The organism is Rhodococcoides navarretei (assembly GCF_038069675.1).
Taxonomy (GTDB): Bacteria; Actinomycetota; Actinomycetes; order Mycobacteriales; family Mycobacteriaceae; genus Rhodococcoides; species Rhodococcoides navarretei.
The window spans coordinates 3,281,874-3,298,211 of the sequence record NZ_JBBPCN010000001.1; the positions used below are offsets into that span (position 1 = coordinate 3,281,874).

The 16,338-nt window shown below is 64.2% G+C and carries 18 protein-coding genes; 7 read left to right on the top strand and 11 right to left on the bottom strand.

The features are described 5' to 3' along the window. From AABD04_RS15430 to AABD04_RS15450, 5 genes are all read right to left on the bottom strand, one after another. A complete protein-coding gene (locus tag AABD04_RS15430) occupies positions 1 to 564 on the bottom strand; it encodes a P-loop NTPase family protein (RefSeq protein ID WP_341441687.1) in 564 nt (187 codons plus the stop codon). Continuing rightward, positions 561 to 1,037 carry a DUF2306 domain-containing protein gene (locus tag AABD04_RS15435; RefSeq protein ID WP_341441688.1) on the bottom strand — a complete coding sequence of 159 codons (477 nt, stop codon included), beginning with the start codon at positions 1,035 to 1,037 and terminating at the stop codon, positions 561 to 563. The genes AABD04_RS15430 and AABD04_RS15435 overlap by 4 nt, the downstream gene beginning before the upstream one ends. A gap of 76 nt (positions 1,038 to 1,113) precedes the next feature. Beyond that, positions 1,114 to 1,941 (bottom strand): ATP-grasp domain-containing protein, encoded by an 828-nt coding sequence (locus AABD04_RS15440; RefSeq protein ID WP_341441689.1) that lies wholly within the window; start codon positions 1,939 to 1,941, stop codon positions 1,114 to 1,116. 27 nt (positions 1,942 to 1,968) lie between these two features. Beyond that, complete coding sequence (locus AABD04_RS15445) at positions 1,969 to 2,610, bottom strand: class I SAM-dependent DNA methyltransferase (RefSeq protein ID WP_341441690.1); 642 nt, start codon at positions 2,608 to 2,610, stop codon at positions 1,969 to 1,971. 5 nt (positions 2,611 to 2,615) lie between these two features. Continuing rightward, positions 2,616 to 2,831 carry a VOC family protein gene (locus tag AABD04_RS15450; protein WP_341441691.1) on the bottom strand — a complete coding sequence of 72 codons (216 nt, stop codon included), beginning with the start codon at positions 2,829 to 2,831 and terminating at the stop codon, positions 2,616 to 2,618. Positions 2,832 to 2,987: 156 nt separating this feature from the next. On the opposite strand from AABD04_RS15450, the gene AABD04_RS15455 reads away from it, so the two are divergent. Beyond that, positions 2,988 to 3,548 carry an alpha/beta fold hydrolase gene (locus AABD04_RS15455; RefSeq protein ID WP_341441692.1) on the top strand — a complete coding sequence of 187 codons (561 nt, stop codon included), beginning with the start codon at positions 2,988 to 2,990 and terminating at the stop codon, positions 3,546 to 3,548. A gap of 39 nt (positions 3,549 to 3,587) precedes the next feature. Here AABD04_RS15455 and AABD04_RS15460 read toward each other — a convergent pair whose 3' ends face one another. After that, the gene (locus AABD04_RS15460; protein ID WP_341443076.1) at positions 3,588 to 4,124 is read right to left on the bottom strand and encodes a nucleotidyltransferase family protein; all 537 of its coding nucleotides are present in this window, start codon (positions 4,122 to 4,124) and stop codon (positions 3,588 to 3,590) included. 175 nt (positions 4,125 to 4,299) lie between these two features. On the opposite strand from AABD04_RS15460, the gene uraD (AABD04_RS15465) reads away from it, so the two are divergent. From uraD (AABD04_RS15465) to pucL, 4 genes are read left to right on the top strand one after another with little or no spacing between them, the layout of a single operon-like run. Further along, entirely contained in the window at positions 4,300 to 6,204 is a 1,905-nt protein-coding gene (gene uraD / locus AABD04_RS15465) for a 2-oxo-4-hydroxy-4-carboxy-5-ureidoimidazoline decarboxylase (protein WP_341441693.1), read from the top strand. Positions 6,205 to 6,214: 10 nt separating this feature from the next. Next, positions 6,215 to 6,718 carry a 2-oxo-4-hydroxy-4-carboxy-5-ureidoimidazoline decarboxylase gene (gene uraD, locus AABD04_RS15470; RefSeq protein WP_341441694.1) on the top strand — a complete coding sequence of 168 codons (504 nt, stop codon included), beginning with the start codon at positions 6,215 to 6,217 and terminating at the stop codon, positions 6,716 to 6,718. Continuing rightward, positions 6,715 to 7,041, top strand: coding sequence for a hydroxyisourate hydrolase (gene uraH, locus AABD04_RS15475; RefSeq protein ID WP_094739435.1), 327 nt, complete (start codon positions 6,715 to 6,717; stop codon positions 7,039 to 7,041). The genes uraD (AABD04_RS15470) and uraH overlap by 4 nt, the downstream gene beginning before the upstream one ends. 1 nt (position 7,042) lies before the next feature. Continuing rightward, positions 7,043 to 7,963, top strand: a complete 921-nt coding sequence (pucL, locus tag AABD04_RS15480; RefSeq protein WP_243608140.1) for a factor-independent urate hydroxylase — start codon at positions 7,043 to 7,045, stop codon at positions 7,961 to 7,963. 10 nt (positions 7,964 to 7,973) lie between these two features. On the opposite strand, the gene AABD04_RS15485 is transcribed toward pucL, so the two are convergent. Beyond that, positions 7,974 to 8,606 carry a DUF2461 domain-containing protein gene (locus tag AABD04_RS15485; RefSeq protein WP_341441695.1) on the bottom strand — a complete coding sequence of 211 codons (633 nt, stop codon included), beginning with the start codon at positions 8,604 to 8,606 and terminating at the stop codon, positions 7,974 to 7,976. A gap of 9 nt (positions 8,607 to 8,615) precedes the next feature. Beyond that, entirely contained in the window at positions 8,616 to 10,184 is a 1,569-nt protein-coding gene (locus tag AABD04_RS15490; protein ID WP_341441696.1) for a PucR family transcriptional regulator, read from the bottom strand. Positions 10,185 to 10,398: 214 nt separating this feature from the next. Between AABD04_RS15490 and AABD04_RS15495 the strand changes: the two genes are divergently transcribed. Together AABD04_RS15495 and AABD04_RS15500 are read left to right on the top strand one after the other, a co-directional pair. After that, positions 10,399 to 11,211 (top strand): FAD binding domain-containing protein, encoded by an 813-nt coding sequence (locus tag AABD04_RS15495; RefSeq protein ID WP_341441697.1) that lies wholly within the window; start codon positions 10,399 to 10,401, stop codon positions 11,209 to 11,211. Continuing rightward, positions 11,208 to 13,922 (top strand): molybdopterin-dependent oxidoreductase, encoded by a 2,715-nt coding sequence (locus AABD04_RS15500; RefSeq protein ID WP_341441698.1) that lies wholly within the window; start codon positions 11,208 to 11,210, stop codon positions 13,920 to 13,922. The genes AABD04_RS15495 and AABD04_RS15500 overlap by 4 nt, the downstream gene beginning before the upstream one ends. Here AABD04_RS15500 and AABD04_RS15505 read toward each other — a convergent pair. From AABD04_RS15505 to AABD04_RS15515, 3 genes are all read right to left on the bottom strand, one after another. Next, complete coding sequence (locus AABD04_RS15505) at positions 13,894 to 14,331, bottom strand: Lrp/AsnC family transcriptional regulator (RefSeq protein WP_032376860.1); 438 nt, start codon at positions 14,329 to 14,331, stop codon at positions 13,894 to 13,896. The genes AABD04_RS15500 and AABD04_RS15505 overlap by 29 nt on opposite strands. A 98-nt stretch (positions 14,332 to 14,429) precedes the next feature. After that, positions 14,430 to 15,140 (bottom strand): CPBP family intramembrane glutamic endopeptidase, encoded by a 711-nt coding sequence (locus tag AABD04_RS15510; RefSeq protein ID WP_341441699.1) that lies wholly within the window; start codon positions 15,138 to 15,140, stop codon positions 14,430 to 14,432. Beyond that, positions 15,140 to 16,324 carry an NAD(P)H-binding protein gene (locus AABD04_RS15515; protein WP_341441700.1) on the bottom strand — a complete coding sequence of 395 codons (1,185 nt, stop codon included), beginning with the start codon at positions 16,322 to 16,324 and terminating at the stop codon, positions 15,140 to 15,142. The genes AABD04_RS15510 and AABD04_RS15515 overlap by 1 nt, the downstream gene beginning before the upstream one ends. Between the last annotated feature and the right edge of the window lie 14 nt (positions 16,325 to 16,338).

Sequence of the window (16,338 nt, forward strand, 5' to 3'; positions counted from 1 at the left end):
TCACGTCAGCGGAATCAGCTGGTGCGCGATCCACGCGTCCATATCCCGGTGCGACCTGAATCGAACAATCGTCAGCTCTGGGCAGCGCATACTCAGTCGCTGCACCCGCTCGGTCGTCAACCGGTGGGTGCTCCAGGCCCACCGGACGATGTACTCACGATCGAAGAAAATTCGGTGCAGCGGCGGTTCGATGTTCCCGTTCCACAGCTCCTGCCTACCGAACCTACGACGGAGTGTGCGAACGATGACCTGGCGGATGACTGTTCGACGCGGTAGGTCGAGCCACAGGAACAGCTCGGCTCGATCGGCGAGACGGTCACGGACGATGGTGTACTGCCACTCGGTAACCCACGACGGGCGTGCAAGAAACTCGTCGACATCGCGCTCGAACGTCGGACGCGGCGTCCAGTTCGGGCCGTGGAACAAGCTGTCGATCTCGACGTGTTCGATGTCGAGCAAGGACCCGATGCGAGCGGCCAGCGTGGTCTTTCCGGAACCGGATGTCCCCGCGACGACGATCCTCGCGGGGCGACGGGACACTGCATCGTGCGCTCCGAGAATCACGGAGAAGACGGTAGCGAATCGTGGGAACCGATAGGTCGTCGACTACGTCGAATGATTGCCACGATCCCGACCATCAGGGGCAACTGCAGAAAAACGATGGCGTTGAGAGCGTCGTTCGGAAGAGGCAGGTAATCGAAGAACTGGGCCGTTCCGGTCACGATGAGCACCAGGTAGGACAGTTGCATCGACAGCATGTGCCGTCGCACCCAACCCGCTCGAGAGCGCCCGAACACGGGCTGCCACCACCCGAACAGCACCAGCGCGGCCGTCAGGATCGACACTGCATGAAACACGCTCCAGCCGTCCCGCAGGTCGGTGATGAAGAACGACGACGCGACCATCACCAGTAGGGCGACGCCGTACACGCGCCCACACCGCCGGTGACGCGGCGTCCCTTTGCGCGCGAGCAGAATCACGGCTCCGAGCAGAACCGACAGCAGCGCGGCCGATATGTGCAGCACTGTGATCGGCATCCGCCACCACCTTTCGTGGCCTCGACGCTACCGAATCATGAGCACCGATGCTGCTGTACCCGACTGGTTGCGCCCGCTACGGTTGGGCGTTCAGTGCCAGGATTGCCTGCGCCATGTGGTTCACGAACTCTCGACGTGGCATCTCGGGCAGCCGGTCGAGTGAGAGGTACGGGTTCAGGTCTTCGAGCTCGACCAACAGCAGCGCTCCGTCGGCGGTGCGGCATGCGTCGACCCGGGTGATTCCGTGGTCGATGTCGTTCCAGTCGACGAATCGTTGCGCGAACTCTTCGTCGTGAGCAGTAGTCGAGTACGGCTCCAAGTCCCAGCGTCGGCCGGGGTCCGGAGCGTACAAGGAGTATTGCAACGTGCGGTCGATGAAGTAGAACGACACTTCGTACACGAAATCGATTCGCGGCTGAATCAGGCTGCCCGGCTCTGCTTCCGATAATTCGGCGCGCTCGACATGACGCATGCCGATCGAGTCGGCACCCCATTTCGGTTTCGCCACATAGGTATTCACCTCGGGTAAACGCGAGACGTCCTGCGGGTCGTCGACGGTAGGGATGACCGGAAAACCGTCTGCGAAAAGATCGACCAGGTACTGCTTGCCTCTCTGGTCGCCTTTGCCGGTCAGCTGGGTGAAAACCTTCGTGCCGTTCTCGCGCGCATGGCGAGCAAACACGTCGAAAGCATCCTGATATCCGAGTACAGGTCCGGAGTTCCGGACAACGACAACATCGAAGCCGTCCATCAGCGCACGCGCGTCGAGCGGGTGACAGAGCGCAATGTCGAACCACTCGCGGAGCTGCGACGACAGAAAGATGTCCTCGTCGCAGTAGCGTCGACCCCTTGACACATACGCCAGGTCGGTAACGAAGAGAACGCGTGGACGGGGTGCATGCATCGGGCAACTCCTACCGGTCTCGAGACGTCACGATATTTGCTTGCGGGCCAACAGAAATGCCTGCGATGTCGACTCGTATCCCATCGGAGCTCGATGCACGCGCACGTCCACCTCGAAGTTCGCCTCGACGAGCATGCCCACGACCGCGTCGGGGTCGAGTCGGTATGCGTCGTACGAGACCGAATGTCCGTAGACATGTTCGAGCCGCACTCGCTCGTCGCCGGACTGAAATGCCAGCAGCAGTGGACCGTTCGGCGTCAGCGCTCGATGCAGTTCGGCGAACACGGCAGGCAGGTGCGTGGGAGGAGTGTGGATGATCGAGTACCAGGCGACGATCCCCGCCAGGGTGCTGTCCCCCGCGTCCATTACCTCCATCGATCCGACCTCGAATCGCAGGTGTGGGTGTTCGCGCCGCGCGACCTCGATCATGTTGGGCGACAGGTCCATTCCCGCAACCTCAAGACCGAGGCGGTGCAAATGTTCGGTGATGCGGCCGGTTCCGCATCCCACTTCGAGAACGTCGCCGCTCGACACTCGGTCCGCAAATGTCGCCAACAGTCCGTGCTCGAGATGTCGCCCGTCGAGTTCGTCGCGAACCAGGTCGGCGTAGCTCTCGGCAACGGTGTCGTAGGCGGCCCTCGTCATCGAAACATGCTGCTGCTCGGTCACAGTGGCTACGGTACCGGCTCACCCGGCGTCGACAGGTAGGAGTGCGTCAGCATCTCGAAGGGGGGCTCGGCGAATTGAACGAGCGCGCCGTCGGTGAGTTGGACGTTGACGAACGGCCCCCACGACGGCGCCTCCGGGAGAGCGAACAGCTCCCGAAAGAACGCAGCAGAATCGGAACTGTTCTTCGCAACGATGATGGTGTGATCGAACGAAATGGACATGCGCTGCCTCCTCGGCAGTACGACGCCTCCATGCCTGACGCAGTCCGTCATCGACACGCGACGCTGCCGACGGACCCCAAACGGAGTCAACCGGTGACTTCACGGCCCCGATTCGGTCTTCTTCAGTGACAGCATTGCCGAGGAGAGGAACCCAGCATGGTCGGTCGACTTCTGTTCGTTCACGGTGCCGGCGGATTTCTCGACGACGCGGAGCTGGCGCACGGGTTGGCTCGAGCTCTGCGCCTCGACCTTCGGATGCCGGAACTGTCCGACACCGCCATGGGTTTCGAAGACTGGGCCGCGCCGGTTCGGCAGCAACTGGACCAGCTCGGACCCGACGATGCGGTGATTGCGCATTCCTTCGGCGCTTCGGTCCTCGTCGGGGTCTTGGCAGAACATCGACGGGAACGGCGCCTGCGGGCCACCCTGTTGGCGATGCCGGACTGGACTCCGGCTGGGTGGGACGTCGCCGACTACGCGTTCACCGACCCGGAGCCCGAGACCGACCTGACGCTCGTCCACTGCCAGGACGACGACGTGGTTCCCATTACTCATCTGGCGCTGAACTCGAAGGCTCTGCCGTCGGCGACAGTGGTCGAGTTCCCGACCGGTGGTCATCAGTTCGACGGCATGATCGACGCCGTGGCCGCCGAGATCCGCGGAAGCGGGCGTCCCCGCGGGGACGCTTCTACTGGTCCCGATCCTCGTAGTCGATGACGAGACCGACTCGGTCGAACAGGCAGGCTGGGCGTCCGCTCACCGATAGTCGTGATCGATTCCCGTTGCCCAGTGCGAACATTCGACGGCAATCACGTCGTCTCTTCCCCGCAAGAAGTCCCGGGCACCGGAGTCTCCCGACGCCGATGCCACGGCTGCGTCGACATGTCGACGCGCCAGAACGACCGGATGTCCGGGGCGGCCGTCGAACACGGCCCTGGCGAGACCGGTTTCCCGCGCCGCGGCGAGTACTGCCTGCACCACCTCGGGTCCGACGTCCGGGGTATCGACCACGTGCACCACTGCGTACTCCGCGTCCGACACCGCCGACAGCCCGGCGGTGAAGGAGGCACTCATGCCCTGATGCCAGTTGGGTGTATGTACCGCGATCACACCGTCGGGCATGGGCGCATCCGCCGCGCCCAGCACCACGACCACGCGATCACAGCCGCCGTCGCGCAGCGCTCGAACCGCCGTCCTCAGCCACAGCCCGTCGTGAGCGAGAACTTTGGGCGATCCGTATCGCGTTCCGGCACCGGCGGCCAGTAGCACTCCGACGGCAAGGTCCGACACGATCGTTCCTTTCGCTCTCGATTGGAGTCTTGGATGTTCGCACAACATCCGACTCGAGTACGTACACAAGTTTGTGCGCGCTCGACTAGCGAGGATAGGCGCGATGACTGATTCTTAGTGCACTTCTCCTGCAGCGTCGCAGGAATCCTGCCCTGTTGCTTCCGCGAGGTGCCCACCCATGTCCGTCAAACCCACCACACGCAGACGTGTCCATCCTGTCGACGAAGTTCTCCCCGTTCCGAAGCTTGCCGCCTACGGGTTCCAACATGTCGTCGCGTTCTACGCAGGCGCTGTCTTGGTACCGATCATCATCGGCAGCGCGATCGGACTGACCAACGAACAACTGATTCACCTGATCAATGCGGATCTGTTCACCTGCGGCATCGCATCGATCATTCAATCGGTCGGATTCTGGAAGGTCGGTGTCCGCCTGCCGCTCCTGCAGGGCGTGACGTTCGCCGGTGTCTCTCCGGTGATCGCGATCGCGATGGCGAACGGCGGCGGCACCGAGGGGTTGCTGTACGTCTACGGTGCCGTCATCGTCGCCGGTCTCGTCACGTTCTTCATGGCTCCGTATTTCAGCAAGCTGCTGCGCTTCTTCCCGCCCGTGGTGACCGGTACCGTCATCACGATCATCGGAGTGGCGCTGCTCCCCGTCGCAGTCAACGATGCAGTGACCAATCCCGCTACTCACGAACAGGATCCGTCCAACGGGCGGTGGATGGCCTACGCGATCGGCACCCTGCTGATCATCGTGCTGATCCAACGGTTCTTCAAGGGCTTCATGGCCACCATCGCGGTGCTGCTGGGCCTGGTGATCGGCAGTGCCGTCGCATTCGTCCTGGGAGACATGAATTTCGACGGCACCTCCGAGGCGTCCTGGATCGGCTTCACGCAGCCCTTCCTGTTCGGTGTGCCCAAATTCAGTGTCGTCGCGATCATTTCGATGATCGTCGTCATGCTCATCATCGCCGTCGAAACCACCGGCAGTGTGTACGCGACGGGTGAGATCGTCGGCAAGCGCATCAAGAAGGACGACATCGCAGCGACTCTGCGAGCGGACGGAGTAGCCACCGTCATCGGCGGTACGTTCAACTCGTTCCCGTACACGGCCTTCTCGGAGAACGTCGGCCTGGTCCGCCTGACCGGTGTGCGCAGCCGGTGGGTGGTGGCCACGGCCGGCGGCATCATGATTCTGCTCGGCCTGCTACCCAAGACGGCAGCCGTCGTCGCGTCGATCCCACCCCCGGTGCTGGGCGGAGCCGCGCTCGCCCTCTTCGCGACCGTCGCCGTGGTCGGAATCCAGACACTGTCGAAGGTGGATTTCACCGATCACCGCAACCTGATCATCGTCGCGACGAGCCTCGGGCTCGCGATGCTCGTGACCATTCAACCGACGGTTTCCGAGGGTGTGCCCGATTGGCTGGAAATGTTGTTCGGCAGTGGCATCGTTCTCGGCGCGGTCTCGGCAATCGTGCTCAACGTCTTGTTCTTTCACGTCGGTAATCGCGGGCAGGCCGTCGCCGGTGGTCCGAGTAAGGGCATCACCCTCGACAAGGTCAACGAGATGTCCGCCGAGGATTTCGCTGCCACCTTCGGCGGCTTGGTGCAGGGCACTCCGTGGGTTGTCGAACGCGCCTACCAGCAGCGGCCTTTCGCCGATGCGCACGGTCTGCGCGAGGCCTTCCAGGAGGCACTGTTGGCCGGCACCACCGAGGAACAGATCGAGCTGATCAACAGCTACCCCGATCTCGGCAGCGAGGACGCCACCGGCACCCTCAACGCGGCGGACCACGTCGGCTTGTCCAACCTGGAGGAGGACGAACACGAGAACATCGTTCAACTCGCCGCCGAATACCGCGAACACTTCGGCTTCCCGCTGGTGATCTGTGCACGGGAGACCGAACGTTACGATCGAGTCCTGGCCAACGGGTGGTCGCGCGTCGAGAACGCACCGTCGGCGGAGCGGTCGTTCGCGATGATCGAGATCGCCAAGATCGCGAACTACCGGTTCGACGATCTCGTGGCCGACGCCAACCCGATCGCGGCCGCGCGGTTCGGGCGCATCAACGACTTCAGATAGCGAGCGAGATGTGCTGCACGAATGGATAGGGCTCGACGGGTTCAATCGGCTCAGTGATCGGCAGGCGATGCATGCACTCTACGAGTGCTGCGCATCGTCGATCTGGGCCCGTCGAGTGGCCCAGGGTCGCCCCTTCGACAGTCGAGACCTGCTGTTGGACAGGGCCGATCGAGTGCTCGCCGAGCTACCCGAGGCCGAGATCGATCATGCGCTCGACGGTCATCCCCGCATCGGCGGCAAGGCCGACAACCCGTCGTCGAAACGTGAGCAGGCTGCGGTGACGACTGCGGGCGCCGAGGTACGCGAGAAGTTGGCGGCGAGAAACCGCGCGTACGAGGACAAGTTCGGGCACGTCTACCTGGTGTGCGCCACCGGCAGATCCGCGGAGGACCTGCTCGCTATCCTCGAGGAGAGGCTCGACAACGATGCCGAAACCGAAAGACGGGTGCTCCGCGTGGAACTGGCCAAGATCAACCGAATTCGCCTCGGCCGCATGCTGGGTCCGGAACAGTGACCGGGCTGTCGACGCACGTACTCGACGCCACCTCGGGAACACCTGCGGTGGGAATGCGGGTGCGGCTGTTCCACCCCGAGAAGGGCGAGATCTCCACCGCCACCACCGACGGGGACGGACGCATCGGGGAAGTCGTACCGGGGCCGATCGATCCGGGCATCTACCGACTCTCGTTCGACACCGGCGACTATTTCGAAGCGACGAAGACACCGAGCTTCTACCCCGAGGTGTCGATCTCGTTCACCGTGACCGATCCCGATGCCCACTACCACGTCCCATTACTGTTGTCCCCCTTCGCTTATTCGACCTATCGCGGGAGCTGACATGACCGACCTGACCGGAAAGATCGTCCTCGGATCCAATCAGTACGGCAAGGCGGAGAACCGTGTGGTGCGGATCTATCGGGACTCGCCTCGGCACGAGATCCACGACATCAACGTCTCGAGTGCTCTGCGTGGGGACTTCTCCCCCGCTCACCTGGTGGGCGATCAGTCCAATGTGCTTCCCACCGATACTCAGAAGCAGACCGCGTACGCATACGCGAAGACCAAGGGATTACTGCACCTGGAGAGCTACGGCCTCGATCTGGCTCGCCACTACGTCGACGATGTGGAGCCCGTGGACGGTGCCCGCATCGAACTGGAGGAATACGCCTGGGCTCGCGCCGTGATCGACGGCGTCGAGCACGATCACACGTGGACCCGCAAGGGTGAGGAGATCCGTACGTCGGCGGTGACCGTCGAGGGCAAGGGCGATGCACAGCGGACGTGGGTGATCAGCGGTTTCAAGGAGATGGTGATTCTCAAGTCCACGGGCTCGGAGTTCCACGGATTCCTCGAGGACGACCTGACGATTCTCGAGCCCACGACCGACCGGGTGATGGCGACATCACTGACAGCCCAGTGGCGATACACCACCACCGACGTCGAGTGGGACACCGTCTACGCGGGCGTGAAGGCGGCCATGATCGAGCGGTTCGCCAATCTGCAGTCGCTGGCCCTGCAGCAGACCCTGTACGCCATGGGCGAGGCGGTGCTGGAGAAGTATCCGTTCATCGCCGAGATCACCATGTCCGCACCGAACAAGCATCACTTCGTCTACGACCTGGGCAAGTTCGGCATCGAGAACAATCTCGAGGTGTTCAACGCGGACGATCGGCCGTACGGTCTGATTCAGGCAACCGTCGAGCGCGAGGATGCCCCGGATGCCGGAAGTGCCTGGCGGACATACTCTGTCGTCGGATAGAGCGCTGCGCTCACGTGTGCAGCGCTGCGGTCCACTCCACCAACGGCGTGAGAGCTCGCCAGGCATCGCGCACCTTCGTCGCGGCCTTGTGGGTCTCCAGCCAGGCCGGCGAGCCGAAATGCTTGCCCGCCGTCAGCGACTTGTGGCGCAGAAGGTCGATGCGCGGGTGATCGAGCTCGTATCCCCGCGGCTTGGTCTTGAGCTTGTCGCCGCCGATCTCGTATCCGGCTTTGGTCAGCGCCGCCAATATCCGCTCGAGCTCCGCTCCGCGGACGTCGTCGTCGACGGTGCGGCGGTAGCGGGCAACGCCGTCGGTCGAGGAGTTGTAGAAGCCGCCGGCGACGAACAAGCCGGCAGGGTCGATCTGGACGTAGTAGCCCAGACTGTCGCCGCGAGCGACGAATCCACCCTGATGGGTTTTGTACGGGGTCTTGTCCTTGGAGAAACGGACGTCACGGTAGGGGCGGAAGATCTTGGCAGTACCGAACTCCGGCTCGAGTGTCGCGAGCAACGCCGTCATCGGCCCCTTGACCGCGGTGTCGTAGACATCCTTGTGCTCGTTCCACCAGAGCTTGCTGTTGTCGGCTTCGAGGTCCTCGTAGAAGTCGAGGGCCGCGAAGGGTATTCCGGTGAAGCCAGTCATTACTCGATCCTATGCGGCCCCGGTGGCCGACGAACGAGGGATGGATTGAAGCGCGAGGTAGACGTCGAGTCGGTCCGAGGTGGAATTGAGGTCGCGGCCCAGCAACTCCTCGACTCGCTTGATTCGGTAGCGCACGGTGTTGAGATGGACGTGCAACGACTCGGCTGTTCTGTTCCACGATCCACCGGTGGCCAGAAACTCACGGAGGGTGTCGGTCAGACCGGCATCGGTCCGCCGGTCGTAGTCGAGCAACGGAGCGAGAACGTGCTCGACGAACGACCGACGCACGTCGTCGGGCAGAGCCGAGAGCATCGAGACCGCCGACGTCAGTTGCGCACCCGCGGTGACGGTCACCGGGCTCGACCCTTGCCTGCTGACTTCGAGTGCGTGACGCGCCGATCGCAGCGCGCCGTCGATGGTGATTCCGGTCGCTTCGGAACTGACGCCCACGAGCAGACGGCTGTGTCCGATGCCGGAACCCAAGCGGCTCAATCGAGTTCGCAGTGTGTGCGTGAAGTTCGGGTCATCGGTGTTGACGACCGCGACGATGTCGCCGTGCGTGCTGCATCCGACGCATCCGCCACCGAAAGAGGTCAGCGTGTCGCTCAGCACGGTACGCAGCATCTCGCGCAGGTCGATCCGTCCGCTGTGGGCGACCCTGACGACGATCAGAGAACGATCCGGGTCGACTCCTGCCTGACGCAGCCTCGTCAGGGCTTCGGGTCCGGTGCTGTCGGCTTCGATCAACGCCACTGCCTGGTCGGCGATTTCGCGTCGGACCAGCCGTCCCTCCTCGCGTCGAGCACGATCGAGCGCGGCGATGGCCGCGAGCTGGCCGAACGCATCGGAGATGGCGGGTGGGAACGCCGTCATGTCTCCCGCCACCGCGAGGAACCATCGCGTGGTCCGTTGCACGAGCGACGGCCCGATGCCGAAGATACTGTACACACCGCCGTCACTGAGAGTTGTTGTCGTGGGCAGTCTTTCGGAGGATAGCGCAGCGTGCGTCAGCATGTCCACGTCGGCATCGGAGAACGCCGAGACCTCGGCCACCAGCCGACGCCCGGTCGCCGTGAAGATCAGACACGCCATCCCGGTTTCCCTGGAGGTGTGCAGCGCCAACTCGTCGAGGGCTCTGCCGTCCGCGATCGCGGTGAGCAGCTGCCGTTGCCGGACGAGCGAGGTGTTCAACGAGGCGATGCGGTCTCCGGTGACACGGCCGACGAGAAACTCGGTCACCTCACCGAACGAGACGGTCTCGGGCACCGCGAGCAGCGGCAATCCGTGCCGCTCGCAGGCGTCGATCAGGTCGGGTGGAATGTGGCCGAGGAGCCCTTCACCGGCGGCCAGTGCCGAAGCCCCCGATTCGGCGACAGCCTGGACGAACATCTCACTGTCAGCGGGCGTTCGATGCCACACGAGACCGGTGATGACTAGTTCGCCACCCGCGATGTAGCGCGACGGATCGGGCAGATCGGTCGTGTACGTCCATCGGAGCGTGCGCCCAAGGGCGTCGGTATCGGAGGTGAGCAATCGAATGCCGAGCTGCGTGGCGTCGAGCAAGTCCTTGACCTGCACTGCTGTCCCTCCCCCGGCCTTCGCTGAGCGCGCTCGAAACAGCTGAGCTCGTAGGTAGAAACAGTATGTGTGGGTTGTTTCCTCCGAGTTTCGGGCGTATCGCCGAACGACCGAAGATCGGTAACAGATACTCATTACAGTTCGAGATGACACATCGGGTGGTGGATCTGCCGGCGTGGTGGATCATCCGGCGAGGACGAGGTGAACGAGGGCCATGGATCTCGGTACTGTCGACGACATTCTCGTTCCCGGCTCCCGCGCGGATCTTCCGCCCGGACGCCCGGACACCGCTGTGCTCGCGGGAGGTACCTGGCTGTTCTCGGAGAAACAGGACCACCTGGCAACTCTCGTCGATGTCACCGCCTTGGGCTGGGAGCCGTTGACCGTCACCGAGACCGGCCTCGAGATCGCCGCGACGTGCACCATCGAAACACTGGCGCGCTACACCTCACCGTGGCCGGCCACCACACTGTTTCCCCGCTGCGCAGCAGCGTTGTTGGCCTCGTTCAAGATCTGGAAGACCGCCACGGTCGGCGGCAACATCGCACTGGCCTTACCCGCCGGTGCGATGATCTCGCTGACTGCAGCTCTCGACGGCGTCGGACTGGTGTGGTCGAGCGAGGGGCCGAACCACGACTACCGTACCGCGATCGCAGACCTGGTCACGGGCCCGCACACCAACGCCCTTCGACCGGGAGACGTGCTGCGCAGCATCGAGATTCCGCTGCACGCACTCCAGTCGAGAACGGCGATGCGCAAGCTCGCACTGTCACCGCTGGGCCGATCGGCCGCCGTGGTGATCGGGCGGGTCGACGACGGCGGCGAATTCGTTCTCACGGTGAGCGCGTCGACCGTCCGTCCGTTCGTTCTTCGCTTCCCGAGCCTGCCGACGGCGGGCGAACTCGACGACGCGCTCGCCGCCACCATCGGTCCCCAGCACTGGTACGACGACCCCCACGGGGCTCCGGACTGGCGCCGTCACATCAGTTGCACTGCAGCGCAGCAGATTCGCGAGGAGTTGTCATGATCGTGGACATCAACGGTGTACCGACCGACGTCACTCCACGGCCCGGCCAGTGTCTGCGCACCCTGCTCCGTGAACACGACCACTTCGAGGTGAAGAAGGGGTGCGACGCGGGCGATTGCGGCGCATGTTCGGTGCTCGTCGACGGTGAACCGGTGCATTCGTGCATCTTCCCTGCCTTTCGTGCCGCCAACCGGTCCGTCACCACCGTCGCGGGGCTCGGCACACCGGACGACCTCCATCCGATGCAGAGGCGATTCGTCGACGCCGCCGGTTTCCAGTGCGGGTTCTGCACTGCCGGAATGGTCGTCACCGCCTCGACGCTGACCGAGGACGATCTGGACGAGCTTCCCGAACGACTCAAGGGAAACTTGTGTCGCTGCACCGGGTATCGCGCGGTGTCCGACGCCGTCTGCGGGGTGGTCAACACCGAGAAATCCGTCGACGGTCCGGCGTGTGGACGGTCCCTCGCAGCACCCGCCAGTACGCGCATCGTCACCGGTACCGAGCCCTACACACTCGACCACACCCCTCCCGGGTTGCTGCACGCCAGTGTTCTCGGAAGTCCGCATTCGCATGCCCGGATTGTCTCCATCGACACCACCGCAGCGGAGCAGGTGCCGGGGGTGCACCTGATCCTGACCGCGAAAGACAGTCCGGCCACTGCCTTTTCGACGGCCCGCCACGACCGCCGCGTCGACGATCCGGACGACACCCATGTTCTCGATACCGTCGTGCGCTTCATCGGCCAGCGGGTGGCCATCGTGGTCGCAGAATCGGTCGCGGCAGCCGAGGAGGGGTGCCGCGCTCTTGTCGTCGAGTACGACGTGCTGCCCGCAGTGTTCGATCCGGAGTCCTCGCTCGCACCCGATGCGCCGAAGATCCACGGGGACAAGGACGCGTCGGCTCGCATCGCGGATCCGTCTCGCAATCTGGTGGCCGAACTGCACGGCAGTACCGGTGACGTCGAGGCTGCAGTTCGCGACGCGGCGGCGGTGGTCACCGGCCGCTGGACCACTCAGCGAATACAGCACGTACACCTGGAAACCCACGGCACCATCGGCTGGTTGGACGAGACCGGAAAGTTGAATCTGCGCACCAGCACTCAGGTTCCGTTTCTGGTGCGCGACGAGATCTGCGAGATCTTCGGCTTGGCACGCGATCGCGTCCGCGTGTTCACCGCGCGCGTCGGCGGCGGGTTCGGCGGCAAGCAGGAGTTGCTCACCGAAGATGTCGTGACGCTGGCAGTACTACGCACCGGTCGACCGGTTCAGTTCGAGTTCACCCGCACGGACGAGTTCACCGTCGCACCGTGTCGTCATCCGTTCCGGGTCGACGTTACGGCCGCCGCGAGCGTCGACGGCACGTTGACCGCCCTGTCGATCGACGTTCTCACCGACGCCGGTGCCTACGGGAACCACAGTGCAGGCGTGATGTTCCACGGCTGCGGCGAGTCGGTGGCGATCTACCGGTGTGCCAACAAGCGGGTCGACGCGAAAACCGTATACACCAACAACATCCCGTCCGGAGCTTTCCGCGGCTACGGATTGGGCCAGGTGATGTTCGCGATCGAATCGGCGATGGACGATCTGGCGCGGGAGATCGACGTCGACCCGTTCGAGTTCCGCAGACGCAACGTCATCGTCCCCGGCGACGACATCGTCGCCGCCCATCACGAAGAAGACGACCTGCAGTTCGGCAGCTACGGCCTCGATCAGTGCATCGACCTCGCCGAAGCCGCTCTGCGACGGGGCAACGGCGAGCACGCCCCGGCGGGCTGGAAGGTCGGCGAAGGAATGGCGGTGGCCATGATCGCGACCATTCCGCCGCGTGGCCACCGCGCCGAGACCTCGGTGGCGTTGCTGCCCGAGGGGCGGTACGAGATACGCGTCGGGACTGCGGAATTCGGCAACGGAACCACCACCGTCCACACTCAGATCGCGGCCAGCGAACTGGGCACGTCCGTCGACCGAATCGGAGTCGATCAATCCGACACGGACTCGGTCACGTACGACACGGGCGCTTTCGGTTCGGCGGGCACCGTGGTGGCAGGCAAGGCCCTGTATGCGGCGGTTCGCGCGATGTCGGCTCGGATCCTGGATCTGGCCGCCACCGCGACCGGACACCGGAATTCGGACTGCACCCTCGGACCGGAGGGAGTCCGCTGCGGAGATCGCTTCGTCACCCTCGACGACGTTCTGGCGATGGCGGGAGGCACCCTCGTCACCGCGGGCAACAGCGGCGGACTGCCGCGTTCGCTGGCGTTCAACGTGCACGCGTTCCGGGTGGCGGTGCACGAGGAGACCGGCACCGTGAAAATACTGCAGTCGGTGCAGAGCGCCGACGCCGGAACCGTGATGAATCCACAGCAGTGCCGTGGGCAGGTCGAGGGCGGCGTCGCACAGGCGATCGGTAGCGCACTGTACGAGGAGATCCGCACCGACGGTGCGGGTCTGGTCACCACGGACTCGATTCGCAGCTACCACGTTCCGCAGTTCGCGGACATTCCTTCCACCGAAGTTCTGTTCGCCGACACCTACGACCGTCTCGGCCCGTTCGGCGCGAAATCGATGAGCGAGTCTCCGTACAATCCCGTGGCACCGGCCTTGGCCAACGCGATCCGTGACGCTGTCGGTACCCGACTGTACGACCTACCGATGTCCTCGGACCGCGTGTGGCGGGCGGTCAGCGGTCGTAGAACGTCTGCAGAATGATCGTGCTGCGCGTCTGCACATTGGCGGTGGCCCGGATCTCCTGCAGCAAACGTTCCAGCGCGCGCGGGGACTCGACTCGGACCAACAGGACGTAGCTTTCCTCACCGGCAACCGAGTGGCACGACTCGATGGCCGACAGATGCTTCAACCTGGCGGGGGCATCGTCCGGTTGGGCCGGATCGATCGGAGTGATGGCTACAAACGCCGACAGCGGACGACCGAGGGCTTCCGGATCGACCTGCGCCGTGTACCCACGGATGACGCGTCGGGATTCCAGCCGTCGAACTCTGGATTGAACGGCCGAGACGGACAGGGAAGCCTTCTCCGCCAACGTCGCCAAAGTAGCGCGGCCGTCGGAGACAAGCTCGTCGATGATCAAGCGATCGACGCGATCGAGATTTTCACTCACCTGCGCAATGTAGCCCAGATCGGCGACGAATCAGCGCAGGCGTCCGTTTCTGCTGGTCGAATCGGTGCTTGCGCCTCTTTCTGCTCGAACACCGAAGGTCACACGAAAAGCGGCGGTAGGGCGAGAACCATGACCGCCGACCAACTGACGTGCGTGAGGATCGGCGCCAGAATTCCACCGGACGCGCGCCGCTGCAGGCCCATCACGTAGCCGAGAAGTACCGCGGCGAAGCCGAGCATCGGGTTGCCCGACGCGAGGGTGGCGATGGCGTAGACGACCGTCGAGATGATCACCGGATGCTTGACACCGATGGCCGAGTACAGCGCTCCGCGGAAGAAGATCTCCTCGGCCACGCCGTTGAGCAGGGCGATGAACACGATGAGCACCAACGAACCCACCCGGGCGTGCGCGAGCACGTTCTCGGTGAAATCGGCGAGCGGCGGAATCTGCCGCACCACGAGACCGCCGAGCATGAACACCCCGCCGACGGCAAGACCGATCAGGATGGGCGTGACGATCGGCCGCCTGATCGATCCCCCGACCTGGATGCGTCCGAGATGCAGCGGACCGGAAAGCAACCCGCCCACCGTCCACACCCCGGCCAACAGCAGAGTCAGTGCGTAGAACACCGGGTCGCCCGGCTCGACCTTGAGCGAGAAGTAGAGCACCGTGGCACCGATCACCAGGGTGATCGCCACGACGATTCGGCGCTTACGAAACGCTGCGTCGGACTGTCGGTGATCGCGCTCGACCGGATCGACCAGAGCGGACTTCATCACGTTGAGTGCGGTCGTGGACCACGTTCCCATCACGCCTCCTCGGTATCGGTCAGTCGACGCACGACCGACCTCGCACGTCGATTCACGTCGGCCACCACGTCGAGATTGGTACGCACCGCTGCCGCGACGGGCTTCGAGTACAGCAGTCGACGCCCACCGAGTGCTTCGATCAACCCCCAGGTGCGGTCGGAGGACGCTGCGACGCCGCGGCGTCTGATCCCCAGAGCGTCACCGCCGCTCCACGCTGCGTCGGTGCTCGCGAGCCGGAGCGGATCCTTCAGCGCACGTACACCGGGAGGGTCACCGACCGTTCCCAGCACACTACGGGCCATGGCGTCGGCAATCGTGGTGAGACCTCGGCGGGGGTCGGGAACGAGCTCACGAATCCGACTTTCCGATGTCGTCATCGTGTTGTGCAGCGAACCGACGAGATCCTCGGCGAGTCCGGCGGGAACCGGAATGATCTTTCCGATGACCTTGCCTGCGAGCGAGGTCGGCACCAGCGGCACCGGAACGCCGATGCGCTGGAGACCGGCAGCTTCGACGTACGCGAACACCAGATCTCGATACGGCACCACATCCGGGCCACCGATGTCGTAGGAACCCGCGGGAACCGCGTCGGCGTCGGCGGACGCGAGCAGGTAATGCAGCACGTCGTCGACGGCGATGGGCTGCACGGGCTCGGCGAGCCAGCTCGGCAGAGGCAGCACCGGCAAGCGGTCCGCCAGGTAGCGCAACATCTCGTACGACGTCGAACCTGCACCCAGGACGATGGCCGCTCTGAGCCAGACCAGCTCGACGCCGTCCACCGTCAGAACCTCGCCGACGTCTGCCCGGCTCGCGAGATGCTCCGACAGGTGGTCGTCGTCGGGTACGAAACCGCCGAGGTACACGATTCGGCGTACTCCCGCCCGTGCGGCCGCCGCAGCGAACTGCTCGGCGGATCGCCGATCCTGCGCGCGGTAATCGGACTCGCCGATGGCGTGCACGAGGTAATAGGCCACATCGATGTCACCGGATTCAGCCAACGCGGTAGCGCAGGACTGCTCGTCGGTGACGTCGAGCGAAACTGCGGTGACGGAGTCGAAGAAGTCGAAGGTCCGCAGGTTGTCCGGTGTCCGGGAGCCGACGACGACCTCGGTCTCGTCGGCCAGCAGAGCGGCCACCAACCGCGACCCGATGTACCCGCTGGCACCGGTGACGAGAGCTCTCATGCTTCGAGGCTAAC

What these genes read in the sequence shown, in the direction of transcription:
- AABD04_RS15510 (WP_341441699.1), bottom strand. Translation starts at nt 15,140, where the DNA reads ATGGGAACGTGGTCCACGACCGCACTCAACGTGATGAAGTCCGCTCTG.
- AABD04_RS15435 (WP_341441688.1), bottom strand. Translation starts at nt 1,037, where the DNA reads ATGCCGATCACAGTGCTGCACATATCGGCCGCGCTGCTGTCGGTTCTG.
- AABD04_RS15500 (WP_341441698.1), top strand. Translation starts at nt 11,208, where the DNA reads ATGATCGTGGACATCAACGGTGTACCGACCGACGTCACTCCACGGCCC.
- pucL (WP_243608140.1), top strand. Translation starts at nt 7,043, where the DNA reads ATGACCGACCTGACCGGAAAGATCGTCCTCGGATCCAATCAGTACGGC.
- AABD04_RS15495 (WP_341441697.1), top strand. Translation starts at nt 10,399, where the DNA reads ATGGATCTCGGTACTGTCGACGACATTCTCGTTCCCGGCTCCCGCGCG.
- AABD04_RS15455 (WP_341441692.1), top strand. Translation starts at nt 2,988, where the DNA reads ATGGTCGGTCGACTTCTGTTCGTTCACGGTGCCGGCGGATTTCTCGAC.
- uraD (WP_341441693.1), top strand. Translation starts at nt 4,300, where the DNA reads ATGTCCGTCAAACCCACCACACGCAGACGTGTCCATCCTGTCGACGAA.
- AABD04_RS15485 (WP_341441695.1), bottom strand. Translation starts at nt 8,606, where the DNA reads ATGACTGGCTTCACCGGAATACCCTTCGCGGCCCTCGACTTCTACGAG.
- AABD04_RS15515 (WP_341441700.1), bottom strand. Translation starts at nt 16,324, where the DNA reads ATGAGAGCTCTCGTCACCGGTGCCAGCGGGTACATCGGGTCGCGGTTG.
- AABD04_RS15450 (WP_341441691.1), bottom strand. Translation starts at nt 2,831, where the DNA reads ATGTCCATTTCGTTCGATCACACCATCATCGTTGCGAAGAACAGTTCC.
- AABD04_RS15440 (WP_341441689.1), bottom strand. Translation starts at nt 1,941, where the DNA reads ATGCATGCACCCCGTCCACGCGTTCTCTTCGTTACCGACCTGGCGTAT.